At 70.6% G+C, this 25,548-nt stretch carries 16 protein-coding genes; 9 read left to right on the forward strand and 7 right to left on the reverse strand.

Annotated features, from left to right (window positions below; genetic code table 11):
- The first annotated feature begins 148 nt into the window (after window positions 1-148).
- Complete coding sequence (locus IE262_RS01415; protein WP_189870630.1) at window positions 149-781, forward strand: GNAT family N-acetyltransferase; 633 nt, start codon at window positions 149-151, stop codon at window positions 779-781.
- 43 nt (window positions 782-824) lie between these two features.
- Here IE262_RS01415 and lpdA read toward each other — a convergent pair whose 3' ends face one another.
- Window positions 825-2,237 (reverse strand): dihydrolipoyl dehydrogenase, encoded by a 1,413-nt coding sequence (gene lpdA / locus IE262_RS01420; RefSeq protein ID WP_134039367.1) that lies wholly within the window; start codon window positions 2,235-2,237, stop codon window positions 825-827.
- A 430-nt stretch (window positions 2,238-2,667) separates the two neighbouring features.
- Between lpdA and IE262_RS01425 the strand changes: the two genes are divergently transcribed.
- The 6 genes from IE262_RS01425 (at window position 2,668) to IE262_RS01450 (ending at window position 12,168) form a co-directional block, all read left to right on the forward strand.
- Entirely contained in the window at window positions 2,668-4,986 is a 2,319-nt protein-coding gene (locus IE262_RS01425; protein WP_373304958.1) for a M4 family metallopeptidase, read from the forward strand.
- A gap of 227 nt (window positions 4,987-5,213) precedes the next feature.
- Window positions 5,214-5,681, forward strand: a complete 468-nt coding sequence (locus tag IE262_RS01430) for a peroxiredoxin (RefSeq protein WP_308432703.1) — start codon at window positions 5,214-5,216, stop codon at window positions 5,679-5,681.
- Window positions 5,682-5,765: 84 nt separating this feature from the next.
- Window positions 5,766-8,609: a SpoIIE family protein phosphatase gene (locus IE262_RS01435; protein WP_189870632.1), complete on the forward strand. Its 2,844-nt coding sequence runs from the start codon at window positions 5,766-5,768 to the stop codon at window positions 8,607-8,609.
- A 72-nt stretch (window positions 8,610-8,681) separates the two neighbouring features.
- Window positions 8,682-9,896 carry a hypothetical protein gene (locus IE262_RS01440; RefSeq protein WP_189870634.1) on the forward strand — a complete coding sequence of 405 codons (1,215 nt, stop codon included), beginning with the start codon at window positions 8,682-8,684 and terminating at the stop codon, window positions 9,894-9,896.
- A 142-nt stretch (window positions 9,897-10,038) separates the two neighbouring features.
- The gene (locus IE262_RS01445) at window positions 10,039-11,403 is read left to right on the forward strand and encodes an FAD-dependent oxidoreductase (protein ID WP_134039364.1); all 1,365 of its coding nucleotides are present in this window, start codon (window positions 10,039-10,041) and stop codon (window positions 11,401-11,403) included.
- Window positions 11,404-11,547: 144 nt separating this feature from the next.
- Window positions 11,548-12,168: an L-threonylcarbamoyladenylate synthase gene (locus IE262_RS01450; RefSeq protein WP_166681708.1), complete on the forward strand. Its 621-nt coding sequence runs from the start codon at window positions 11,548-11,550 to the stop codon at window positions 12,166-12,168.
- On the opposite strand, the gene grpE is transcribed toward IE262_RS01450, so the two are convergent.
- The 3 genes from grpE to IE262_RS01465 all read right to left on the reverse strand — a co-directional run bounded on the left by grpE (window position 12,154) and on the right by IE262_RS01465 (window position 15,647).
- Window positions 12,154-12,684, reverse strand: coding sequence for a nucleotide exchange factor GrpE (gene grpE, locus IE262_RS01455; RefSeq protein ID WP_189870636.1), 531 nt, complete (start codon window positions 12,682-12,684; stop codon window positions 12,154-12,156). The two genes, IE262_RS01450 and grpE, sit on opposite strands and share 15 nt — an antisense overlap.
- Before the next feature lie 2 nt (window positions 12,685-12,686).
- Complete coding sequence (dnaK, locus tag IE262_RS01460) at window positions 12,687-14,597, reverse strand: molecular chaperone DnaK (protein WP_189870638.1); 1,911 nt, start codon at window positions 14,595-14,597, stop codon at window positions 12,687-12,689.
- 129 nt (window positions 14,598-14,726) lie between these two features.
- Window positions 14,727-15,647, reverse strand: coding sequence for a LysR family transcriptional regulator (locus IE262_RS01465; protein WP_134039361.1), 921 nt, complete (start codon window positions 15,645-15,647; stop codon window positions 14,727-14,729).
- 84 nt (window positions 15,648-15,731) lie between these two features.
- On the opposite strand from IE262_RS01465, the gene IE262_RS01470 reads away from it, so the two are divergent.
- Entirely contained in the window at window positions 15,732-16,496 is a 765-nt protein-coding gene (locus tag IE262_RS01470) for a sulfite exporter TauE/SafE family protein (protein WP_134039360.1), read from the forward strand.
- Window position 16,497: 1 nt separating this feature from the next.
- The gene (locus IE262_RS01475) at window positions 16,498-17,046 is read left to right on the forward strand and encodes a hypothetical protein (protein ID WP_189870640.1); all 549 of its coding nucleotides are present in this window, start codon (window positions 16,498-16,500) and stop codon (window positions 17,044-17,046) included.
- A gap of 22 nt (window positions 17,047-17,068) precedes the next feature.
- Here the strand turns inward: IE262_RS01475 and IE262_RS01480 are convergent, their stop codons facing one another.
- The 3 genes from IE262_RS01480 to IE262_RS01490 all read right to left on the reverse strand — a co-directional run bounded on the left by IE262_RS01480 (window position 17,069) and on the right by IE262_RS01490 (window position 25,540).
- Entirely contained in the window at window positions 17,069-19,087 is a 2,019-nt protein-coding gene (locus IE262_RS01480) for a GDSL-type esterase/lipase family protein (RefSeq protein WP_189870642.1), read from the reverse strand.
- A 59-nt stretch (window positions 19,088-19,146) separates the two neighbouring features.
- Window positions 19,147-21,333 carry a glycoside hydrolase family 127 protein gene (locus tag IE262_RS01485; RefSeq protein ID WP_189870644.1) on the reverse strand — a complete coding sequence of 729 codons (2,187 nt, stop codon included), beginning with the start codon at window positions 21,331-21,333 and terminating at the stop codon, window positions 19,147-19,149.
- Between the two features lie 61 nt (window positions 21,334-21,394).
- Entirely contained in the window at window positions 21,395-25,540 is a 4,146-nt protein-coding gene (locus IE262_RS01490) for an Ig-like domain-containing protein (protein WP_189870646.1), read from the reverse strand.
- Window positions 25,541-25,548 lie beyond the last annotated feature (8 nt).

Consider the following 25,548-nt stretch of genomic DNA (forward strand, 5'->3'; position numbering starts at 1 on the left):
CGTCGATGTGGGGTATCGGGGGCGATCCAGGGCCACGCTGTGTCGTGAGTGGACACTCATGATGCGCGCCGCCCGCATCGCACGGCCGGCTCGCCGCACCGGCTCTTCGGCTCTTCTCGGCGCGCCGCCGAACCGGGAGGATGCTGCGATGACCTCGTCTCCCGCCATTCGCCCGTACCGCTCCGACGACCGAGAAGCCCTCGACGACATCTGTATCCGCACCGCGCACAGCGGGCGGGACAGCCGCCCGGCCTACGCCGATCCCGGGATCTTTCCGGTGGTCTTCGCGGCTCCGTACGTGCATCTGGAGCCTGAGCTGGCCTTCGTACTGGACGGCGGACACGGGCAGGCGGTCGGCTACATCCTCGGCACGGCGGACACTCCCCGCTTCGCGGAGGACTTCCGCACGAAGTGGCTGCCCCTGGTCGCGGATCGCTATCCGGAGCCCGTCGGGGCGCCGAGCACCCCCGACGAGGCGATCGTCCAGCTGTTGCACCGCCCCGAGCGGATGGTCGTGCCCGAGGTCGCCGCGTATCCGGCCCATCTGCACATCGATCTGCTTCCCGAGTGGCAGGGCCGCGGCCACGGCCGTGCGTTGATGCGGACGTTTCTGCAGGCCCTTCAGGACCGCGGTGTACCGGCCGTGCATCTGGCCATGGCGACGGCCAACACTCCGGCCAGGGCCTTCTACGGCCGCCTGGGCTTCCATGGGATCGAGGTACCGGACTCCGGGCACACCACCTTTCTCGGGCGGTCCACGAAGGAACTCGACAGGTTGTGACGGCCCCCGCTCCGCCCGCCACCGCCGGGGCGCCCGTACGGCCTCACATGTTGATCATGTGCCCGGCCAGTCCGTGCACCGCCTCCTTGACCGCCTCGCTCAGGGTCGGGTGGGCGTGCACGTTGCGGGCGACCTCGTGGACGGTGAGGTCCCACTGCTGGGCCAGGGTCAGCTCGGGCAGCAGTTCGGTGACGTCGGGGCCGATGAGGTGGGCGCCGACGATCTCGCCGTAGGTCGCGTCGCTGATCAGCTTCACGAAGCCAGTGGTGTCGCCGAGGCCGTGCGCCTTGCCGTTCGCGCTGAACGGGAACTTCGCCACCTTGACGTCGAAGCCCCGCTCCCGCGCCTGGGCCTCGGTGTAGCCGAAGCTGGCGATCTGCGGCTGGCAGAAGGTGGCGCGCGCGATCATCACGTAGTCGAGTTCCATCGTCTCCGCGCCCGCGATGGTCTCGGCGGCGACCACGCCCATCGCCTCGGCGGCGTGCGCGAGCATGAGCTTGGCGGTGGCGTCGCCGATGGCGTAGATGTGCGGCACGGAGGTGCGGCAGCGGCCGTCGACGTCGATCGCGCCACGCTCGGTGACGGTCACGCCGGTGTTCTCCAGGCCGTAGCCGGTGACGTTGGGCGCGAAGCCGATCGCCTGGAGCACCTTGTCAGCCTCCAGGACCCGCTGAGTGCCGTCCTTTCCGGTGACGGTGACACGGACCTGGCGGCCGGACTCGTCGATGGAGTCGACCCGGGTGGAGGGGAGGACATCGATGCCCAACTTGCGGTACTGGCGGGCCAGTTCGGTGGAGACATCGGCGTCCTCCAGCGGCGCGACCCGGTCCAGGAACTCCACGAGGGTGATCTTCACACCGTAGTTGTGCAGGATGTACGCGAATTCGACGCCGATGGCTCCGGCGCCCGCGATGATGATCGACTGCGGCAGGTCGTCGGCGAGGATCTGCTCCTCGTACGTCACCACGCGCGCCGTACGGCGGGTGCCGGGCAGCAGCTTCGGTGTGGCGCCGGTGGCGATGACGCAGTGGTCGAAGCCGATGGTGCGGGTGTCGCCGTCGTATCCGGCCACCTGGAGGGTGTGGGGGTCGAGGAACGTGCCGCGGCCGTCGATCTCCGTGATCTTGTTCTTCTTCATCAGGTAGTGGACGCCCTTGACCCGGCCGTCAGCGGCCCGGCGGCTGCGGCGGAAGGCCTCGCCGTAGTCGAAGGAGACCTGCCCGTCGATCCTGATGCCGAAAGTCTTCGCCTCCCGGGTGACGATGTGCGCCAGTTCGGCGTTGCGCAGCAGGGCCTTGGTGGGGATGCAGCCCACGTTCAGGCAGACGCCGCCCCAGTACTTCTCCTCGACGACGGCGACCCGTTTGCCCAGCTGGGCGGCCCGGATGGCGGCCACGTAGCCGCCGGGACCCGCACCGAGTACGACGACGTCGAAGCGCTCGTCCTGCTCGACCATCGAGAGTTCCCTTCTCACGGGGCGGGCCGCCCTCGGACGCCGCCCGGCTGGAGCCCGGTCCTCCCCACCTTGCCACCAGCCGGCGGCACGCGCTGGGACGGCGGGGGGCCTCTCCTGATTCCGTGGCGGAGCGAGGTGTACCCACCGTCCGGCGTGAGCAGGTTCCCCAGGAGTCTCGGCAGTTGTCCGGAAAGCGGATGAGCTCCGTCGAAAAACGAACGCTTTCCAGCCATTCGCTTGATGTGCCCCTGACACAACACCTTCACATCTGACACTCTGTGCCCACTCCGCTCACCAGCGGTGCCCACGCACCCGCATCGCGTTGCCGCACCCGCATCGCAGTTCTCCCTGCACGACCCGCGCCCCCATCCGGGTGCCGGGCTCTCGTTCGGCCGTTCGTCCGACGACGGCCGTAGCACAAGGAGTACGCGTGAGTTCGACCCCCCACAGACCGACCCGCAGATCGGTCTTCAGGTCCACCCGCAGCCGATCCGTGACCACGGCCTCGCTCGTCGCGGCGGCCACCGCCCTGGCGGTCGCGGTCCCGGGCGCCCCGGCGAGCGCCCGGAGCGACGCCGCCGCCGACGCCTCGCGCACCGTGGCCTCCGCCAAGCCCGACCCCGGGGCGCTGCCCGCGCAGCTCACCCCCGGTCAGCGCGAGACCCTCATCCGCCGGGCCGAGAAGGACGCCGGCGCCACCGGAGACCGCCTCGGCCTGGGCGCCGAGGAGAAGTTGAAGGTACGCGACGTCGTCAAGGACGCCGACGGGACCGTCCACACCCGCTACGAGCGCACTTACGCCGGTCTCCCCGTGCTCGGTGGCGACCTCGTCGTCCACGCGTCGAAGTCCGGGGCCGTCGACAGCGTGACCCGGAGCTACAAGCCCCAGCTGAAGGTGGCGGACCTCAGTGCCGAGGTGAGCCGGGCCGCGGTCGAGCGGCAGGCCGTCAGGGCGGCGCGGGCCGAGGGCTCCACCCGGACCAAGGCGGACAGCACCCGCAAGGTCGTCTGGGCCGCCAAGGGCACCCCGACGCCGGCGTACGAGACCGTGGTGAGCGGCGTCCAGGACGACGGCACGCCCAGCGAGCTGCACGTCATCACCGACGCGCGGTCCGGCGACACGCTGTACCAGTACGAGGGCGTGCACACCGGTACCGGCAACACGCGCTACAGCGGCACGGTTCCGCTCGGCACCAGCCAGTCGGGGTCGACGTACACGCTCACCGACGCGGACCGCGGCAACCACCGCACGTACAACCTGAACCGCGGCAGCTCCGGCACGGGCACCCTGTTCAGCGGGGCCGACGACGTGTGGGGCGACGGCACCACGGCCGACCCGGAGACCGCGGGCGCGGACGCGCACTACGGGGCGGCGCTGACCTGGGACTACTACAAGGACGTGCACGGCCGCAACGGCCTGCGGGGCGACGGCGTGGCACCGTACAGCCGGGTCCACTACGGCAACAACTACGTCAACGCCTTCTGGCAGGACTCCTGCTTCTGCATGACCTACGGCGACGGCTCGGGCAACGCCAACCCGCTCACCTCGATCGACGTGGCCGCGCACGAGATGACGCACGGTCTCACCTCGGTCACCGCCGGCCTCAACTACAGCGGCGAGTCCGGCGGTCTGAACGAGGCGACCTCCGACATCTTCGCCGCGGCCGTCGAGTTCGCCGCCGACAACCCCGAGGACGCCGGCGACTACCTGGTGGGCGAGAAGATCGACATCAACGGCGACGGCACGCCGCTGCGTTACATGGACAAGCCCAGCAAGGACGGCGCCTCACGCGACAACTGGTCCTCCTCGCTCGGTTCGATCGACGTCCACTACTCCTCCGGTCCGGCCAACCACTGGTTCTACCTGGCCTCGGAGGGCAGCGGCGCGAAGACCGTCAACGGCGTCGACTACGACTCCCCCACCTACGACGGTCTCCCGGTGACGCCGATAGGCCGGGCCAACGCCGAGAAGATCTGGTTCCGGGCGCTGACCACGTACATGACGTCCACCACGAACTACGCGGGCGCCCGCACCGCCACCCTCCAGGCCGCCGCCGATCTGTTCGGGCTGGGATCGGAGACGTACAACAACACCGCCAACGCCTGGGCCGCGATCAACGTGGGCTCCCGGATCCTGGACGGTGTGACGGTGATGCCCCCGGGCAGCCAGTACTCCCTCGTGGGCCAGGAGGTCGGCCTCGACGTGCAGGCGTCGTCGACCAACGCGGGCGCTCTGTCCTACGCGGCCACGGGCCTGCCCGACGGACTGTCGATCGACGCCTCCACGGGCCGTGTCTCGGGTACGCCGACCGCGGCCGGCGGCTTCACGCCGACGATCACGGTGACGGACGAGGCCGGGGAATCGGGTACGGCGAGCTTCACCTGGACCGTGGACGTGGAAGGCGACGGCACGGTCTTCGAGAACACCTCGGACTACCCGATCCCCGACAACGGCACCGTCGAGTCCCCGGTCAACGTGAACCGGTCGGGCGCCGCGTCCAGCGCCCTCGGCGTGGACGTGCGGATCATCCACACCTGGCGGGGTGACCTGGTGATCGACCTGGTCGCGCCGGACGGTACGGCGTACCGGCTGAAGGACGCCGCCGCGAGCGACTCCGCCGACAACGTGATCGCGACGTACAGCGTGGACGCCTCGCCGAAGAGGGCCGCGGGTGTGTGGAAGCTGCGGGTGCAGGACACCGCCGGCCTGGACACCGGCTACATCGACAGCTGGAAACTCACCTTCTGAGCACTCGGCACACGCGCTGACGTACGGGTCGGGGGCTTGTCCTGCGGGACAGGCCCCCGACTGGCGCCCTGACCGGCACCGGGTCACCGCGCGGGCAGGGGCTGGCCCGGCCGGATGAAGCGATCAACAGCCGTCTAGTCTAGGGGCGTTGGGGTGCTCCGGACGTGCCCGAGTGCTCCAGGGATGCCGGGGTGCCGTGTGGCAGCTCAAGGGTCAGGAGACCGGTCATGACACGTGGTGTGGACATCGGCGACAAGGTCGACGACTTCGAACTGCCGGACGAGACCGGAGCGGGGCGCCGGCTGTCGGAGCTGCTCAGCGAGGGGCCGGTGGTGCTGTTCTTCTACCCGGCCGCCCTCAGCCCCGGGTGCACCGCCGAGGCGTGCCACTTCCGTGACCTGGCCGCCGAGTTCGCCGCCGCCGGTGCGCGGCCGGTGGGGATCAGCGGGGACGCGGTCGACCGTCAGCAGGAGTTCGCCGGACGCCACACGCTCGGTTTCCCGTTGCTGTCCGACGTCGACGGGACGGTTCGTGAGCGGTTCGGGGTCAGGCGCGGCTTCTCCCTGGCGCCGACCAAGCGGGTCACCTTCGTGATCGCGGAGGACCGGACCGTCCTGGAGGTGGTGCGCAGCGAACTGCGGATGAGCGCCCACGCCGACCGCGCCCTGGCCGCGCTCCGCGACCGCGAGAAGTGATGTCCGGACGCGTGCGCGACAACTGACTGTCACGACGCGTTACGCCTCTCGCCTCCTGGCCCGGCGCAGTGTAGACATGGGCACATGATCCGACTTTGGGGTCGAGCACGAGGTCAGGCGGCCCGTCGGCCCGGTGGTCCGCAGGGAGGGCGCCGGAGCGAGAGGGCCCGGCGGGTGCACGAGCAGCGGGGGGCACTCGACGCGCCAGGCGAACAGGTCGATCGGCGGCGGCAGAACGGGCGGCGCGGATGGCAGCCGGTCGCGGGGCTGCGGGCGGCTCTGGCCGGGCGCAGTCTCGCCGGCCAGGTGTTCCTGCTCCAGGTCGTGATCGTGCTGCTGCTGATCGTGTCGGCCGTGGTGGCTCTGGTGCTGCAGGTGCGGCACGACGGCACCCAGGAGGCCCGAGACCGGTCGCTCGCCGTCGCGGAGACGTTCGCCAGCGCCCCGGGCATCCGGGAGGCGCTGGCCGGCCCCGATCCCACCGCCGTGCTGCAGCCGCGGGCCGAGGCCGCCCGCGAGCGGTCGAAGGTGGACTTCGTCGTGGTGATGAACACCGACGGGATCCGCTACACCCACCCGAGGCCGGACCGTATCGGACGGAAGTTCGTCGGGAACATCGGTCCCGCGCTGCGGGGCCGCGCCGTCACCGAGGAGATCACGGGCACGATAGGGCGGCTGGTCCAGGCCGTGGTACCGGTCGAGGCGCCCGACGGTTCGGTGGTGGGCCTCGTGTCGGCCGGCATCACGACCGAGAAGGTGGGCGGTGCCGCGGAGCAGCAGCTGCCGCTTCTGCTGGGTTCGGGGGCCGTGGCGCTCATGCTGGCCACGGCGGGCACCGCGCTCGTCAGCGGGCGGCTGCTGCGCCAGACCCATGGTCTGGGCCCCTCCGAGATGACGCGGATGTACGAGCACCATGACGCGGTGCTGCACGCCGTCCGGGAGGGTGTGATCATCATCGACGGCGGGGGGCGGCTGCTGCTCGCCAACGACGAGGCGCACCGCCTGCTCGGTCTGCCCGGCGACGCCGAGGGGCGGCACGTCCATGCCCTCGGCCTCGACGCGGGCACCGCCGAGTTGCTGGCCTCGGGGCGCGTCGCCACGGACGAGGTGCACCTGGTGGACGACCGGCTGCTGGCGATCAACCAGCGTCCCACGGACCTCCGGGGCGCCCCGTCGGGCAGCGTCGCCACGCTCCGCGACTCGACCGAGCTGCGCGCGCTGTCCGGCCGGGCCGAGGTGGCGCGGGAGCGCCTCAAGCTGCTCTACGACGCGGGAGTGGGCCTCGGTACGACCCTGGACGTGACCCGTACCGCCGAGGAACTGTCCGAGGTGGCCGTCCCCCGGTTCGCGGACTTCGTCACCGTGGACCTGTCCCAGGCCGTGCTGGCCGGCGAGGAGCCCGGGGCGGGCACCACGCTGCGTCGTACGGCGTACGGCGGGATACGCAAGGACGCCCCTTTGTACCCGGTGGGCGAGGAGATCGTCTTCGTTCCCTCCTCCCCGCAGGCGCGCAGTCTCAGCACCGGCCAGGCCCATCTGGAGCCCGACCTCAGCCGGGCGCCCGGCTGGATGGAGCAGGATCTGGAGCGGTCCGCGCAGGTCGTGGGCTACGGCATCCACTCGCTGATCACCGTCCCGCTGCGGGCGGGCCCCCTGGTGATGGGCGTGGTCAACTTCTGGCGCTCCGAGAAGCCCGAGCCCTTCGACCCGGAGGAGGTGGCTCTCGCCGAGGAACTCGTCGCCCGGGCGGCCGTCGCGATCGACAACGCACGGCGCTACGCACGCGAGCACGCCATGGCGGTGACGCTGCAGCGCAGCCTGCTGCCGCGGAGCCTGCCCGAGCAGAGCGCCCTCGACCTCGCCTACCGGTATCTGCCCGCGCAGGCGGGGGTGGGCGGCGACTGGTTCGACGTGCTGCCGCTGTCCGGCGCACGGGTCGCGGTCGTCGTCGGTGACGTCGTCGGCCACGGGCTGCACGCCGCGGCCACGATGGGAAGGCTGCGGACCGCGGTCCACAACTTCTCCGCGCTGGATCTGCCGCCCGACGAGCTCCTGGGCCACCTCGACGAACTGGTGAGCCGCATCGACCAGGACGAGGCGGAGGAGGGCAGTGGTGCCGCGGTCACCGGCGCCACCTGCCTGTACGCGATATACGACCCGGTCTCGCGGCACTGCGCCGTGGCGCGGGCCGGCCATCCGCCGCCGGCGGTGGTCCGCCCGGACGGCAGCGTCGAGTTCCCCGAGGTGCCGGCCGGTCCGCCGCTCGGGGTGGGCGGTCTTCCGTTCGAGACGGCCGACCTGGAACTGCCGGAGGGCAGCCGCCTGGTGCTGTACACGGACGGACTCGTCGAGGACCGGGAACGGGACATCGGCTCCGGCCTCGACCTGCTGCGTACCGCGTTGCGCCAGTCGGGCCCCGACGCCCCTCCGGACAGCACCTGTCAGGCGGTTCTGGACGCTCTGCCGCCGGGCCGGGCGAGCGATGACATCGCCCTGATCGTCGCCCGCACCCGGGCCCTCGACCCGGGCCGCGTCGCCGACTGGGAGGTGCCCTCCGAGGCGGCGGCTGTGGGCGAGGTGCGTGCCTCGGTGTCCCGGCAGTTGTCCGCGTGGGGGCTTCAGGAGCTGGAGTTCACGACGGAGCTGATCCTCAGTGAGCTGGTCACCAACGCCATCCGGTACGGCAGCGGTCCCATCCGGGTGCGCCTGCTGTACGACCGCACGCTGATCTGTGAGGTCTCCGACACCAGCAGCACCTCACCCCACCTGCGCTATGCCGCCACCACGGACGAGGGGGGCCGCGGCCTGTTCCTGATCGCCCAGCTCACCGAGCGCTGGGGCACCCGGTACACCGCCGAGGGCAAGGTCATCTGGGCCGAACAGTCCGTGGCCGGAGGGTTCCAAGGGGATCTCCTCTCCGGTGTGTGAATTTCCGGTGGCTGACGTGCACGGACCATACTGGCTTGTGTCCGTCGACCCCTCACCTGCGCAGAGTGATCCATGGCCAAGTCCCCCACCGTCCCCGCCACGGCTCCCGACACGGTCTGGCTGTCCCGCGGACGCCACGTCGGCTCCGGCGCCGAGGAAGCCGAGGAATCCGTCCGACGACGGCTGACGGGACTGATGGACGATGGAGAGATCGACGACCACCTGGAGTACGACGCCCGGCGCGACGAGGTGGAACGGCGTGCCTTCGAGGCGCGTTGGCGGGTCGCCGGCGACGTCGTGGTGCGGGCGCGTCTGACCATCGGGCCGCCGAGTGACGCGGTCCACTCGCGGGAGTGGACGCTGGTCGCGGAGGCGGACCGGCCCTGGGATCTCGACTGGCCGTCGCCCACCGCCATGTTCTGGCCCGAGGACGCCTCGTGGGACCACGACATGGTTCCGGGGCTCCGCCTGCGAGAGTCCAATCCGCTGCCCGCGGAGGACAAGGACCTCAAACGCCTGCTGAAGGACTGCGGCCGCCACACCGAGAGCATCCACATCGTCGTCCACGAGGCCATGACACCGGACCAGCTCGGCCGGCGCCCCCTGGCACCGCTGATGCCCGCCAGCTTGCGCCACCGCATCGTGGAACACCGGGCCGCTCCGGACCAGTACCGCATCGTCAACTGGGCGCTGTACGACCTGGGGGTGCGGGTGCCGCGCGGGGGCGCCGTGGTGCTGCCCGGGACACCTGCCCGGCCCGGTTACGAGGACCACGACTTCACCGTACGCAGTGTCTTCCTCGACGGCTCGCAGCCCAAGGACCTCATCGACACCGTGGTGCGCTACGCCGCTCTGCCCAGGCCGCTGGCCCCTTGGGCCGAGCGGGCCGTGGCCGAACTGCGGGACGAATGGCACCTGTTCACCGTCGACGAGGCGCGGGCCCTGGTGGCCCAGTACTCCGAAGCCCTGAAGGCCATGACCAAGTCGCGCGACCTGTACCGTGAGGCCGCCGAACGCGCCCATGAGGCGCTGGCCGCCTTCCGGGACTCTTCCGCCGCGCCGGCGGTCCCGTCGGCGCGGGGGGAGGAGCCCCGCAAGCGCGAGCGCTTCTCCCTGCGCGCGCTGACGAAACCGCTGGAGCGTGTGGGAGGCGGGGCGAAGCTGCTCCGCCCCGCGCACACCGACGCCCCCGCTCACGACACGGCCTCCCCGGGCACGGAGGACGACGGCCCCTCCGGCTCCGGCTCCGGCTCCGAGCCCGGGTCTCCGGGGCGTGACTCCGCGTGACCGGGGTCCGCGGCGCGACAGCGGCACGCACGTCATAAGATCGCTTTATGGGCCCATCAACCGGACCCGCGTACCAAGTAAGGCTTGCCTCAGTTTAGGGTTGCCGTCGAGTCGCCTGTCATCGCTCGAAGGGAACCTGATCATGCCCCGCCCCCTGCGGGTAGCCATTGTCGGAGCCGGACCTGCCGGAATCTACGCCGCCGACGCGCTGCTGAAGTCCGACGCGGCCGCCGACCCCGGTGTGTCCATCGACCTCTTCGAGCGGATGCCCGCGCCGTTCGGACTGATCCGCTACGGCGTCGCCCCCGACCACCCCCGCATCAAGGGCATCATCACGGCCCTGCACCAGGTGCTCGACAAGCCGCAGATCCGTCTCTTCGGCAACGTCGACTACCCGCGCGACATCAACCTGGACGACCTGCGCGCCTTCTACGACGCGGTGATCTTCTCCACCGGGGCGATGGCCGACCGGGCGCTCGACATACCCGGCCTCCACCTCGACGGCTCCTACGGCGCGGCGGACTTCGTGTCCTGGTACGACGGTCACCCGGACGTTCCACGCACCTGGCCGCTCCAGGCGGAGAAGGTCGCCGTCCTCGGCGTGGGCAACGTCGCGCTCGACGTGGCGCGCATCCTGGCCAAGACGGCCGACGAACTGCTGCCGACCGAGATCCCGCCGAACGTGTACGACGGCCTGAAGGCCAACAAGGCCCTGGAGATCCACGTGTTCGGCCGACGCGGCCCGGCACAGGCGAAGTTCAGCCCGATGGAGCTGCGCGAGCTGGACCACTCCCCCACCATCGAGGTCATCGTCGACCCCGAGGACATCGACTACGACGACGGCTCCATCGCCACCCGGCGCGGCAACAAGCAGGCCGACATGGTCGCCAAGACCCTGGAGAACTGGGCCATCCGCGACGTCGGCGACCGGCCGCACAAGCTGTTCCTGCACTTCTTCGAGTCTCCGGCAGAGATCCTCGGCGAGGACGGCAGGGTCGTCGGCCTGCGCACCGAGCGCACCGAACTCGACGGCACCGGCAACGTCAAGGGCACCGGCACGTTCAAGGACTGGGACGTCACCGCCGTCTACCGCGCCGTGGGCTACCTGTCCGACAAACTCCCCAAGCTGCCCTGGGACGTGGACTCGGGCACCGTCCCGGACGAGGGCGGCCGGGTGATCGAGGAGACCGGTGCGCACCTGCGGTCGACGTACGTCACCGGCTGGGTCCGGCGCGGTCCCGTGGGCCTCATCGGCCACACCAAGGGCGATGCCAACGAGACGGTCGCGAATCTGCTCGACGACTTCGCCGGCGGCCGCCTGCACGAGCCCGCGTCGCCCGCACCGGAGTCCGTGGACGCGTTCCTCGCCGAGCGGAACGTCCGCTTCACGACATGGGAGGGCTGGTACCGCCTGGACGCCGCCGAGAAGGCGCTGGGCGAGCCCCAGGGCCGTGAGCGTGTGAAGATCGTGGAGCGTGAGGACATGCTCAGGGAGAGCGGGGCGTAGGGCTCCGCCAAGAGACCGATGTGCGGGGTACTGCGGGCCGTTTCAAGCTGCGGGTCGTCCGTGGCTGGGCGCGCAGTTCCCCGCGCCCCTTTCAGGGCTGCGCCCCTTCCAAGGCGCTCCCTCGGCACGGCATAAGCTCGGGAGATGGCCAAGTACTTCGACGTGCACCCCGACAACCCGCAGCCCCGTGCCATCAGTCAGGTGGCCGACAGCATCCGCCAGGGTGCCCTCATCGCGTATCCGACGGACTCCTGTTTCGCCCTGGGGTGCCAGCTGGGCAGTCGTGACGGCATCGAGCGGATCCGCTCGATCCGGAATCTCGACGACCGCCACCACTTCACCCTCGTCTGCGAGAACTTCGCGCAGCTGGGCCAGTTCGTGCACGTCGACAACGACGTGTTCCGTGCCGTCAAGGCGTCCACACCCGGGAGTTACACCTTCATCCTCCCCGCCACGAGGGAGGTGCCACGCAAGCTGATGCACCCGAAGAAGCGGACCGTCGGCGTGCGTATCCCGGACCATGCCGTGGTCCGGGCGCTGCTGGCGGAACTCGGCGAACCGCTCGTCTCCAGCACACTGCTCCTGCCCGACGAGGAGGAGCCGCTGACCCAGGGCTGGGAGATCAAGGAGCGCCTCGACCATGTGGTCGACGCGGTGGTCGACTCCGGCGACTGCGGCACGGAACCGACAACGGTGATCGACTTCTCCGGCGGAGAGGCCGAGATCGTACGCCGGGGCGCGGGGGACGTCTCACGGTTCGAGTGACAGCCTGTCGTCACGGCTGATGCCGGTCAAGCGGCACCGGGCCTCCCGGCTCGCGCCTGGCACGGGCGGCCCGGTGACCTCCACATGGGCCGGGCGCAGGAGCCGGGCGCCGAGCCGGTAGCCGGGGCGGAGGATCGTCGTGCAGGTCAGACGGTCCAGGTGCGGGGAGACGCGGTGGACCAGGGCGTGGTGGCACGTCGGGTCGAAGGGATCGCCCTCCTGGCCGAACGCGCGCAGCCCCAGCGAGCCTGCCTGGCTCTCCAACGTGGCGGCGATCTCCTTGAGCCCCGGTGTCATCGGTTCGTGCTCGCACGCGCGGTGCACGGCGTCCAGCACGGGCAGGAAAGCGCCCAGGACGTTGACCACCGCGATCTCGCGCACGGCCATACGGTCGCGCCGGACCCGCTTGCGGTAGTTGTCGTAGTCGGCCTTCACCCGCTGCAGGTCCGCGGTCCGTTCCCGAAGCTCCTGCGACAGGCGCTGCGCCTCCGCGCCCGGCGGCCGGACGAAATCCATCGTCAGCCCGCCTCCGGCCTGTCGCCCTTGCCGGCCTTGTCGTCGTCGACGATCTCGGCGTCCACCACCTCGTCCTCCGGACCGGAGGTGTCCGGTCCGGACGAAGCACCGGCGGCGCCGGACGCGCCGGCGCTCGTCGCGCCCTCGGTCCGCGACTGCTCGTACAGCGCGGTGCCGATCTTCTGCGCGGCGGCGGCCGCCCTGTCCATGGCCTGCTGGATGCCGGCGGCGTCCTCGGCCCCTTCCTGGCTGCTCTTGAGCTTCTCCTTCAGCTCGGCCAGCGCGGCCTCGGTCTCGCTCCTGGCGTCGGCCGGGATCCTCTCCGGGTTGTCCCTGATGAGTTTCTCGGTCTGGTAGACGAGTTGTTCGGCCCGGTTGCGGGTCTCGGCGCCCTCGCGCCGCCGGCGGTCCTCCTCGGCGTGCTGCTCGGCCTCGTGGACCATGCGGTCGATGTCGTTCTTCGGGAGGGCCGAGCCGCCGGTGACGGTCATCCTCTGTTCCCTGCCGGTGCCCAGGTCCCGGGCGGTGACGTGCATGATGCCGTTGGCGTCGATGTCGAAGGCGACCTCGATCTGCGGCACGCCGCGCGGGGCCGGCGGCAGACCCGTCAGCTCGAACATGCCGAGCCTCTTGTTGTAGGCGGCGATCTCGCGCTCGCCCTGGTAGACCTGGATCTGCACGGAGGGCTGGTTGTCCTCGGCGGTGGTGAAGATCTCCGACCGCTTCGTCGGGATCGTCGTGTTCCGCTCGATGAGCCGGGTCATGATGCCGCCCTTGGTCTCGATGCCGAGCGACAGCGGTGTCACGTCGAGGAGGAGAACGTCCTTGACCTCGCCCTTGAGCACACCGGCCTGGAGCGAGGCACCCACGGCCACGACCTCGTCCGGGTTGACGCCCTTGTGCGGCTCCTTGCCCGTGAGCTCTTTCACGAGGTCCGTGACGGCGGGCATACGGGTCGAACCGCCCACCAGGATCACGTGGTTGACGTCGGACAGCTTGATCCCGGCGTCCTTGACGGCCCGGTGGAAGGGCCCCGTGCAGCGCTCCAGCAGATCGGCGGTCAGCTGCTGGAACTGGGCGCGGGTCAGCTTCTCGTCGAGGTGCAGGGGGCCCTCGGCGGAGGCCGTGATGTAGGGCAGGTTGATGTTCGTCTCCGACGAACTGGACAGCTCGATCTTGGCCCTCTCGGCGGCCTCGCGCAGCCGCTGCACGGCCATCTTGTCCTTGGACAGGTCGACGCCGTACGCGTTCTTGAACTGCTTCACCAGGTGGTCGACGATGCGCTGGTCCCAGTCGTCGCCGCCGAGGTGGGTGTCGCCGTTGGTGGCCTTCACCTCGATGACGCCCTCACCCATCTCCAGCAGCGACACGTCGAAGGTGCCGCCGCCGAGGTCGAAGACGAGGACCGTCTGGTCGTTCTCCTTGTCCAGGCCGTACGCGAGGGCCGCGGCCGTCGGCTCGTTGATGATCCGCAGGACGTTCAGGCCCGCGATCTCACCGGCCTCCTTGGTGGCCTGCCTCTGGGTGTCGTCGAAGTACGCCGGTACGGTGATCACCGCGTCCGTGACGTCCTCTCCGAGATAGGTCTCCGCGTCCCGCTTCAGCTTCTGCAGCACCCGGGCGGAGATCTCCTGCGCGGTGTACTGCCTGCCGTCGATGCTCCCGCTGTCCGGGAACCGCCAGGCCTTGTCCCCCATGTGCCGTTTGACGGAGCGCGCGGTGCGCTCCACGTTCGTCACGGCCTGCCGCTTGGCGACCTCCCCGACGAGCACCTCACCGTTCTTGGCGAAGGCCACGACGGACGGTGTGGTCCTGGCCCCCTCCGTGTTGGTGATGACGGTGGGCTCGCCGCCTTCGAGGACCGAGACCACCGAGTTCGTGGTGCCGAGGTCGATACCGACCGAACGCGTCATCAGGGCTCTCCCTCCTCGTTGTGCCTGCTCCGGAAGGCCCCGGTGCTTCATGATCCCCCGAATGATTCCCTTGGACCCATATAAACCGGTTTACCCCCATTTTCCATGGTGTGCCGGATCGGTGTTCCCTCAGTCCCCGTGTCCGCCGGGTGAGGCCGGCTCCGACAGTGCCGCCCGCCGCAGGTGTTCGGCGAGCGCCGCGGTGGCCGTCGACGAGGTTCGGTCCTTGACGCCCCAGGCGAGCAGATGGTGGCGGCGGGCCCAGGGGTCCGCGAGTTCGCACACGTCGAGCAGGCGGCCGGGGTCGACAGCGCGGCGCGGTACGAGGGCGAGCCCGACGCCCGCGGCCGCCAGGGCGACGAGGACGCCGAGGTCGGCGACCGTGGTGCGGTACCGCACGGCCGGGGCGTGCGGGCCCACGTGTTTTTCGATCCAGCGTCGCAGCGAGGAGGCTCGGTCGAGCCCGACGAGAGGGTGTTCGGCCACCTCGCTGTAGGTCAGGGCGGTCCGGCCGGCGAGGATCCCGTCGGCCTGGCCGATCACCACGAGGGAGTCGTCGCCGAGGGGTTCCATACGCAGGCCGCAGTCGCGGGCCTCGTCGTCGACGACGACCCCCAGGTCCGCCTCGCCGTCGGTGAGCATGCGCACGGTCTCGGGGGTGCGGCGCTCGGACACCGTGACGTCGACGTCCGGGTGCGCCCGCAGGAACGACACCAGGGCCCGCGGGACGAGTCGGTGCATCGCGGAGCCACCGCCCAGCAGGGTCAGCGGAGCGGTCGGTGACCGGGTGTAGCTCGCGACGGCGCTCTCCAGCCGTGCTGTCCGGTCGAGGACTTCGCGGGCGTGCCGTGCCAGGGTCGTCCCCGCCGGGGTGGGCCGCACGCCCCGGCGGCCGCGGATCAGGAGAGCCACGCCGGCCTGGTGCTCCAGCGAGCGCACCCTGGCACTGGCCGAGGGAAGGCTGAGGTGCATCCGGCGGGCGCCGGCCGTGATCGACCCCTCCGCGACGATGTCAAGGAAGAGCCGGAGATCGTCCAGGTCGTAGCGCACGGCTCTCAGCCTATGCCTCAGCCTTAGGCTGAATATGCCGATGACGCATTGTGGAACATCGGGTCACTGAGTGATGCTCGTCGGGTGTCCGAGACCTTGCTCGTCCTGCTGGCCGGTACCGCCGCCGGAGCGCTGAACGCCGTCGGTGGTGGCGGCACGTTCGTGGCGCTGCCCGCTCTCGTCGCGGTCGGTCTGCCCCCGGTGACGGCGAACGCGGCGTCGAGTATCGCCCTCGTCCCGGGGTCGGTGGCCAGCGCCTGGGTCTACCGACGTGAGGTCGCCCCGGTCGGGTCGGCGTCCACGACGGCACTGACCACGGTCAGTGTCGTCGGGGGCGGACTCGGCGCCGGCCTGCTGCTGGCGCTGCCGGCGGCGGCGTTCGACGCCGCGGTGCCGTGGCTTCTCGCGTTCGCCACGGTGGTCCTCATCTTCGGGCGGTATCTCTCGCGTGCGGTGAGCACCGCGATGGGCCGCCCGGTCGGCATGAGTGCGCGGGCCGTCCTGATCGGCCAGTTCTTTCTGGCCGTGTACGGCGGATACTTCGGCGGTGCCGTAGGCATCCTGATGCTGGCGCTGTGGAGCGTCGGCCTCGGCCTCGACACCGCCGCCGGCAATCCGATGCGGGTCACCCAGGTCGCGGCCGTCTATCTCAGCGCGACCGCGCTGTTCCTCGTCGCCTCGGAGGCGCTGAGCGCTCCGGTTCTCCTCGTCGGCATGCTGGCCGGTGCGGTGGTCGGCGGATTCGCCGGGGCCCATCTCGCACGCCGCCTTCCCGCACGGCTGCTGCGGGGCGTCATCCTGACCACCGCCGTGACCATGACCGTCCTCTATTTCCTGCGCGCCCGTTGACATGACCGAGGGTGACAAGGGAACAGCCGCCGGGCCGTACACGGACGCGGCACGAGCGCGGCTGGTGGCGGCTTATGAGGCCTGCGAACTGGCCGAACTCGCCCGCGCCGCCGTTCCGATCGGCGAGCACGAACTGCACCCCGACGGCACCGTGCGTTCCCCGGGCTCGGTACTGGCCGATGCCGCCCGGGTGCTCCGGGCCGCCCAGCGGTTCTTCGAGGCCGCCGCTGTGTTCGAGCGCGTGGGTGGTGCGGACTGGGAACGCGTCGGCGATGTCCTGGGTGTGCCCGCGCACAGCGCGCGGGCACGCTTCACGACGGCCGAGGACCGCTTCCGGAGGGGACCGCTCTCCCCCGCCGAGGCCACCGGGCCCACGGGGCCGACCGGGCCGGCCGGCTCGCTGGGCGAGCTGAGCTGGTGGCGGGCCTACATGGCCCGGGAGCCCCTGGAAGCGGCGCTCGACCTCGACGACTGGGTACTGCGCCACCAGGACGGCGACAGCGGTCTCGGCTCCGCGCCGGTGTCCGGGGGCCTGGCCCGAAAGCGCTGACCACGGCCACGCCCCGAACGCGTCAGGCGCCGATCCTGGCCGCGATGACGGGCGCGAGGCGGTCCGCGATGACGCGGTGCCCCTGGTCGTTGGGGTGGACCGAGTCCGTGAGGTCGCCCGAGCCGAGCCAGCCCGTCGTGTCGACGAAGGAGACCCGCGAGTCGCCGCCGTCGACGGCTGCCCTGACGGCTGCCTCGGTCTGCGGAACGAACCGCCCGCGGAAGGTCTCCAACGCGAAGATCCAGGCCTGCGGATAGGCCGCGCGGACCTTGCGCAGCAGACTGCTGTACGCCTCCTGGAACTGCGCCGAACTCACCCCGTGCCCGACGTCGTTGGTGCCGAGGTTGATGACGACCGCGTCCGCCCGGTAGCGGGAGAAGTCCCAGCCCGGTGTCGGGGCGTTCGGGTTGAGCTGGGTGAACTGCCGCTCCAGGCCCACGCATCCGTCCGCCGTGGCGACGAGGCAGGCGCCGCCCTGGGCGATCTGCGTGTGTTCGGCGCCGAGGCGTTCCCCGATCAGCCAGCCGTAGGCGGTGCGTGCGTTCTGCGAGGTCGTCGTGCCCACGGTGATCGAGTCGCCGACGAACTCGATCAGCTTCTCGGGAGCGGGCGGCGGATAGGTCGTGGCGCCGCTGTCGAGGACGAGTCCCTGGAAGACGGCGTCACCACGGTAGGAGCCCGCGACCACCTGGTAGTTGACCTGGAGGGTGTGGCGGCCGGCCGGCAGCGCGGCCGGGGTCAGGTTCACCGTTCCCTTGACGTCGTCGTAGAACGTCACGGGCCCGTCGTCGATCCGCGCCCAGAAGTCGATCGTGCCCCGCTGCTTCAGCTGGACGGTCCTGCCGGTGAAGCCGACGCGGTAGTACGCGCCCGCCCAGTAGGGGGTGTAGGCGGTGGTGGAGCTCGTGGTGTCCCAGCGTCCGACGAACTTGATGTTCGGGTCACCGGGCTGGCCGGGCGCCGCGGCCTTCACGGAGCGGGTCGTACCGCCGATCGACGCGGCGCTGATGACGGGGGCCAGGCGGTCCGCGAACTTGGTGTGGCCCGCCTCGTTGGGGTGTCCGTCGCCGTCCTCGTAGTCGGTGCCGTCGGTGAGCCAGCCCGTCGTGTCGACGTAGCGAACCCTGGTGTCACCGGCGGCGTTGCGGGCGGTGACGGCGGCCCTGGTCTCGGTGACGTACCGCTTCTTCAGGGTCTGCACCGCGAAGAGGACCGCGTCCGGGTACCTGGCGCGGATGTCGCGCAGGAACGTGGTGTACGCCGACTGGAACGCCGTGCCGGACACGCCGTGCCCGATGTCGTTGGTGCCGAGGTTGATGACGACCGCGTCCGCCCGGTAGCGGGAGAAGTCCCAGTCGGTGCCACCTGTGCTGGCCGTTTTGAAGAACTGGCTGCTCAGGCCGGTGCATCCGGACTGGCCGACTAGGCAGTAGCCGGCGCGGGCGATCTGCGTGTGCCGCATCCCCAGTCGCTCGCCGGTCTTCCAGGCGTACGAGTCGAGCGCCAGCCGGTCGGTGAGGGCTCCTGCGGTGATGGAGTCGCCGACGAACTCGATCAGGCCGGGCCGGGTGGTGGGAGCGACCGTGCGGGCGCCGGAGTCCATGACCAGTCCCTGGAAGACGGTGTCGCCGGAGCGGTAGGCGATCCGCAGGGTGTGGGTGCCCGTCGGCAACGGCTGTGGGGTGAGGTTCACCGTGCCGCGCACACCCGCGTGGAAGACGTCGGGTCCGCCGTCGATGCTGACGTAGAGGTTGACGGCGTCTCTGGCCCTCACCTTGACCGTGGTGCCGGTGAACGACGTCTGCACGTACGCGCCGGTCCAGTTGGCCACGGCCGTGGTGCCCGAGCTGGTGTCCCAGCGTCCGACGTAGCCGATGTTGGGGTCGGAGACCGAGCCGTCCCCGGGAGCGGCGTGCGCCTGGCCCACGCCGGCCAGGGACAGGACGCCGGCGACGAGAACGGTCGTCAGGACGGCGGTGAGGACGGCCAGTGGTCCGCGTCCGGGTGTGCGAGGTCTGGCCTGGTGGGGGGAGGTCTGCATGGGGGGGTCCTTTCTCACCGGATGCGGGAGCGCCGGAGGGGCTGCCGGGCTCCCCTGACTCAGCGCCTCAGGTCCGCCTCCAGCGCGGCCGCGATGACACGGTCCCGCTCGGCGCGTGTGAAGAGCGCCTCGGACAGCCATCGGTCCGCGAGGGTACGCACCGCCTGGACGAAGCTGCCGGAGCTCGCGAAGGGCGCCTGCTCCCAGAGCACGTCGAGGAAGGTCAGACCGTCACCGCGGGCCCGGTTGGGGACGCCCGAGTCGGCCGTGCCGAACGCGACGACGGGTTCGGAGCGCCGGAAGTAGGCGTGGTAGCGGGTGTTGTCCGCGACGAAGAACGGCGCGAGGGTCAGGCCGTGCGTGGTGAAGTGCATCGGCCGGCCCTCGGGCCGGATCGCGGCGGCGAGGTCGCCCCGGAGCGTGAAGTCCTTGTAGAAGGAGAACGTGCGGAAGTCCCTTTCCGGGCTCTGGGCGACCAGCAGCACCGGACCGTGGAAGACCGACTGGACGGTGGGGTCGTCCAACGCCCTTTCGATGCGCAGACGGTACGGGGCCAGGACGCGGACCTGGTCGCCGCGCTGCCAGGTCCGGCTCAGGGTGAGGTAGCTGCCGGGCTCGGCCGCGGCCCGTTGCCGGACTCCGTTGACGGTGACGGTGAAGCCCCCCGTGGCCCAGGACGGAACCCTGAGCTTCAGGTCGAGCCTGCCGCCGCTCTCACGGAACGTCAGGGTGCGCACGCCCTCGGCGGGATAGTCGCTGGTCTGCTCGACGACGAAGCCCCGTTCCGGCCAGCGCAGCGTCGAGGCGAGGGAGAGGTTGACGTACAGGGCGCTGCCGTCGGCCGAGCGGAAGTACACCGAGTCCTGGTACTTGGTGTGGTTCTCCATGCCGGTGCCGCCGCAGCAGGTGCCCGTGTTGTCGTACTCGCGCACGACTCCCGGGCCCATGCCCACGAAGTAGGTGACCTCGGGGCTGGTCGTGCTGGGGGCGTCCTTGCGGGAGGCGAGGATGTGGTTGGTCAGGCCCCGCTCGTAGTAGTCCATGTAGGCGGGGTCCGGCTCGTGGAAGAACAGCTGCCGGGTGAGCTTGAGCATGTTGTACGTCGCGCAGGTCTCGGCGTTCTTGTCGTCCAGGGTCGCCGCGATGGCGCCCCGGGCGCGGAACATCTCGCCCTGGCCCGTGCCGCCCAGGCTGTACATGCGGGGGCCCGCGACCATGCCCCAGAAGTTGCGGGCCGCGGCGGCGTAGTCCTCCTGCCCGGTGTGGTCGAACAGCCGCAGATAGCCGGTGAACTGCGGGATGTGCTGGTTGGCGTGCCGGCCGTCGAGGATGTCCCGGTCCTCGGCGCAGGCGTCCAGCAGCGCCGTGTTGTCGAAGCAGCGCGCGGCCGCCAGGTGCTCCTCACGGCGGGTGAGGGCGTACAGGTCCGTCATCACCTCGTTCATGCCGCCGTACTCACCGGCGATGTAGATCGACCACATGCGCTCCAGCTGGGCCTTCGGCAGCCGGCCGAGTCGGCTGTGCACCCAGTCGCCCATCTTCGAGGCGATGGTCAGCGCCTGCTCGTTGCCTGCCAGGGTGTGTGCGTCGAGGAGCCCGCGCATGATCTTGTGGCAGGTGTAGTAGGGCGCCCAGATCGTCGGATAGGTCGTGTAGCTCTCCAGCAGGATGAACTGCGTCTCCGGGTACGCCGCCAGGTAGCCGGGGTGGCTGGGCTTCGGCGAGCCGTTCTCGGCCAGTGCCTTCTGGCACTCGCCGAGCCCGCCGACCAGGTAGTCCAGCTTGGTCTTGAGGGCGGTCTCCCGGGTGTCGGCGTACGCCTGGGCGACGAGGGTGAGGAAGTGGCCTCCGAAGTGGCCGCGCAGGTTGCCGTCTGCGGTCTCCCAGCCGCCGGGCGGCCGGGCGCCCCGGGTGTCGAGTCCGGCGTTGGCGCGGAAGACGACCAGGATGCGGTCCGCCGGGTAGGACCGAGCGTAGTCGAGCATCAGGTCGCGTTTGGCCCGGAAGACGCCGTTCCCGAGGGTGACCTGGTCCAGCGGGAAAGGGCGCACCGACCAGGCAGCCGGGACGGGCAGCGGGGCGGCGGGGGCCTGGGCGGGTACTCCGGACAGGGCCTGGCCGGGCGTTCCGGACAAGGGCTGGCCGGCTGCCGCGTGCGCGGCCGAGGTGGCCTGAACGAGCGGGGCGGCAGCCGCGGCCCCGGCGGCGAGACTCAGCAGACGACGGCGGGTGGGGGGATGGGACATGCTCGGGGACTCCGATCGTCGGTCCTCGGTGGGCATGGGCGCGGTGGAGCGGTGAGGGCGGTCATGGCGAACCCGTCACAGTGACTGTGGCCGTGGCGCGATAGGTGGTTGCCGCCACGGTGCCCTTCACTTCGAAGGTGCCCGGCTCGGCGTACTGTTCCGGCTCCACCGGGTCCCAGGTGACGGCGACCCGGCTGTCCTTGGAGCCGTCGTTGTAGGTGGCCACCACGGTGGCCGGGAGCGCGGGCGCCGTGCCGGCCCGGGTGGTGACGTGCTCCTCGGCGATGCTCGTGATCTCCACCGCGTCGCTCTGCCGCACCCACACGGTCGCGGTCACGGGCTGCGCGGCCCGGTCGGCGAGACCGGTGATCCGTACGCTCGTGCCGCCCTCCGCGACCTGCTCCTCGGTGAGGGCGGGCCAGGCGACGGGCGAGCGCGCTGTGGAGCCGTCGGCGTAGACCAGCGTCACCTGTCCGGGCAGCTCGGGGATCGTGCCGCGTGGGGTGGGGACATGGACGTCGCGCACGGACTCCGGTGTCTCGGCGTACACCTTCCACTCCTGCACGCCGAGGGCCAGATTCGGATGGCCGGTCAGCCGGGCGCGCAGGGCCGTCGTCGTGACGGGAGTGAAGGTGGTCTTGTTGTAGCGGTCCGCGGCGGTGCCGTAGCCGCTGGGGGAGGCGACCTCGCGCCAGGTGTCGCCGTCGCGGTACTCGATGACCCAGGCCTCCGGCACTCCGACACCGTCGTCGGCGCCCGGCTGCGCGTCGCGGAAGAAGTACAGGTCGGAGCCGTCCACGCGGACCGGGTCGTCCCAGGTGTACTGGACCCACTGGGTGCCCTTCTGGGGCCAGCTGCCCCAGCGCGGGGCGTCGGCCGACGAGGCGGGTTCCCGGCCGTCGTTGATCGCCGCGACGGATTCCCAGCCGGAGGTGTAGGACGCGGTGGGTGTGGCGAAGGGTGCCACGTTCACCTGCCCGTCCGCGAGCTTCTCCGCCTTGACCACGACCTTCTTCGACGACTGCGACGCGCCGTCGGTGGCGGTGAGTTCGAGGGTGTAGGTGCCCGCCTCCGTGAACCGTGCGACGGTCGTCGGGGCGCGCGGGTCGTCGAAGATGACGGTGCCGCCTTCGGGTCCGTCCGTCGCCTTCCACGAGGCGGAGAGCTTCCGCTCCGGGAGCCCGTCGTCCTCGACGATCCCCGTCAGCCGGACCTGGCCCGGACGGCTGTACGTGGTGTCCCGCCACGCCTCGACGTACGGGGCGTGGTTCCGGAACGCCGGGGGACGGACGCCGGTGGCGAACGCCTGGATCTCCTTCAGACCGCTGGTGTGTCCGTCCCGGTGGCGCATGAGCACCCGCAGCTTCCGGGTCGTCACCTGCTCGAAGCGCACCTGGTTGAGGTTGGCTCTCGGGTTGACGGGCGTCTTGGCGGGGCGGGCCACGTCCTTCCACTGGTTGTCGCCGTCCTGGTACTGCACGGTGTAGAGGGCGGGTTCGGCGTATCCGCCCGGCCGTTTGTCGCTGGAGAAGTAGAGCCTGACGTCGTCCACCGCACGCTTTCGCCCGAAGTCGATCTCGTACCAGTCCTCGGTGTTGCCCGATCCTCGGGCGCCCCAGTACGGCTCGTTGATGGTGAAGCCGTCGACGGCCCCGGACACACCCCGCCCCTCGGCCTCGTGGGAGGCGCGGGCCGTGGCGCCGGTGGCGAGGTTCTCCTTCGCCGCGCCCGTCAGGTCGCGGCCGGCCTTGGCGAACAGGTCGGTGACGCGGTCCTTCCGGCCGTACTCGACGTCCCTTGGCTCGGGCACACCGGTACGGAGTCCGGTGACGCGCGCCTTGCCGTCTCCGCCGTCGGGGAACGTCACCGTGCGGGTGGCGGGGTCGTAGACGAGGTGGGTGAGGCGGTCGGCGGTGAAGGCGAGTTCTCCGTCGAGATAGACGGAGTAGCCCTCGGGGACCTGGCGGCCGTACGGCCGTTTCCCGTCGCCCGGTTCGTCCCACAGCACGGCCACGTCGGTGCCGCGGTAGTTGATGTCGGTGACGGCGAAGTGGGGCCAGTCGATGTCGATCGGCCACAGCTCGATCTTCCGGTCGTCGCGGGGCCGGAAGCCCATCGCGTCCTCGATCACCGTCCAGTTGGTGGTGCCCAGGATGGTGTGGTGGATCCAGGACCGGTAGCCGATCTTCTGCGGGTCGGCGCTGCCGTCGGCCCAGAACTCGTTCTGGTCGGGCCACCGGTTGTCGCCGTCGATGTAGTGGGCCCAGGCGTTCCAGGACAGCAGCTTCTTGTACCAGGTGCGGTCGATGTACTTGCTCGGGTACGTCCGCAGCACCGAGGAGAGGAAGCGGAAGGTGACGGTGGAGTTGATGACGGAGAAGTTGTTGCTCCCCGGGTGTCCCTGCTCCGCCGCTTCCGCCTTGTCGGCCTGGTTGGCCGTGAAGAACGGGAAGACGGGGTACTGCTCGGCGTCCGCCCACAGCCGCAGCGCTTCGAGGTACTGCGGGTCCTCGTCCGGCGTGGGCATCAGGCCGACGCTGTACGGGTAGTAGTTGTTGATCTCCTTCCAGGGCACCAGGGTGTCGCTGGCCACGTGCCGGTGCTTGAGCAGCTTGTCCTTCGGGTCCCACAGGTACTTCAGGACCGCGTCCTTCACCCGTTGCGCGACGCCGCGCATCTCGTCGGCCTTGGCTTTCTCGCCGAGCAGGTCGTAGGCGCGGGCCGCCGCCGTGGCGTTGCTGAAGACATAGGCCGACTCGGCGCGGTCCAGGTTCCCCGGCCTCCAGTCGAACGACACCGCGTCGGCATCGTTGCCGGTCATGGCTCCCCAGTCGTACTCGATCAGCCCGTTGCCGTCGTGGTCGTAGTTCTCCAGCTGGCCCTTGACGTCCTTCTCCGCGTACCGCGCCAGATTGCGCACGATGCCGTCGGGTCCGCCGTGCACCTGGTAGGAGCGCCAAGCCGCCTCGGAGATGTACTGGGTGTAGCTGTTCGACCAGTTCTCCGGGTCACCCGGGTTGTCGGTGTACTTGCCGTTCTTCGAGACCTCTCCGGCCGACACCCAGGGGCCGTACGCGTAGCTCGGGTCGCGCAGGTACTTGAGGTCGTCGACGAACATGCCGACGGTCAGCGCGATGGCGTTGTTGTAGCCGAGGGCGCCCTCCGTCGAGGTGGGGAACTGGTAGTCGCTGCCCGGGATGTCGGCGTCGAGGTAGTTGTACCGCAGCAGCCACCAGCGGTAGTACAGCGTCTTCTCGATGTTGTCGTCCGGGACGTCGAGGTACGGCAGGTTCTCGGCCCACCAGCGGTTGTACGTCTGCACGTGGGTACGGAAGGCGGCGGGCGGGGTGGCGGTGCGCACCGAGTCGTACTCGGTCCGGGAGCGGGCGATCTCCTCGGTGACGAACCCGAGTTGGACCTTGGTGGTGACCCTGCCGCCGGCGGGCAGAGCGAGGGATCGTGTGAGGGCCTCGCCGTCCGGTGCGGGGGCCATGCCGTCGCCGCTGAGTCGCGGGAAGACGGCGGTGAGGTTGTTCTTCGCGGCCGTCGCGCCGGTCAGTTCACGGCCTTCGGCGGTCGTGGTGTACGGGGACGAGGCGCGTAGCGTGAGCTCGCGGCGGGCGGAACCCGTGTTGGTGACGGTCAGGTTCGTCACGGCGACGTTCGCGTCGGTGATGAACTTGGTCTGCGTCACCTTCAGCCCGCCGGCCTCGTGGGTGAACTCGCTGCGCCAGTGGCTGGGGGTCTGCGTCCTGGCGCCGGTGTCCTCGCGCAGGGTGAGGTTCTCGCCGTCCATGGACAGGGTGATGGTGTACGCGGAACGGTTGTCGATGCTCTCCCAGTAGGCGACCCTGCCGCCGAACCCGAGCCGGGACGGGTCGTGCTCCTTCATGAACACCGCCCGGCCCCGCGTGAACAGCCAGTCGCCTGCCGGGTCCTGGCCCTTGCGGGCCAGCATCCGGTCCATCCAGAAGTCGGTGCCGTTCCCCGCCTTCCGGTCGGCCTCGTACTGGGCGCGCAGGGTGCGGCGGACGGTGAAGCCCGCGGGCAACTCCGGCACGGGCTCGGCCGATCCGGAGTAGACCGGGTAGCCGATCGCCGAGTTGTCCGCCTCGGCCTGGGCGGTGGCGGCGAGCGAGGCCAGCAGCCCGAGAGCCAGCGCCCCGGCCAGGATTCTGCGACGGTGCCGTCTTCGCGGTCCGTGCACGACTGCCT

This window comes from Streptomyces bluensis (genome assembly GCF_014650715.1).
Taxonomy (GTDB): Bacteria; Actinomycetota; Actinomycetes; order Streptomycetales; family Streptomycetaceae; genus Streptomyces; species Streptomyces bluensis.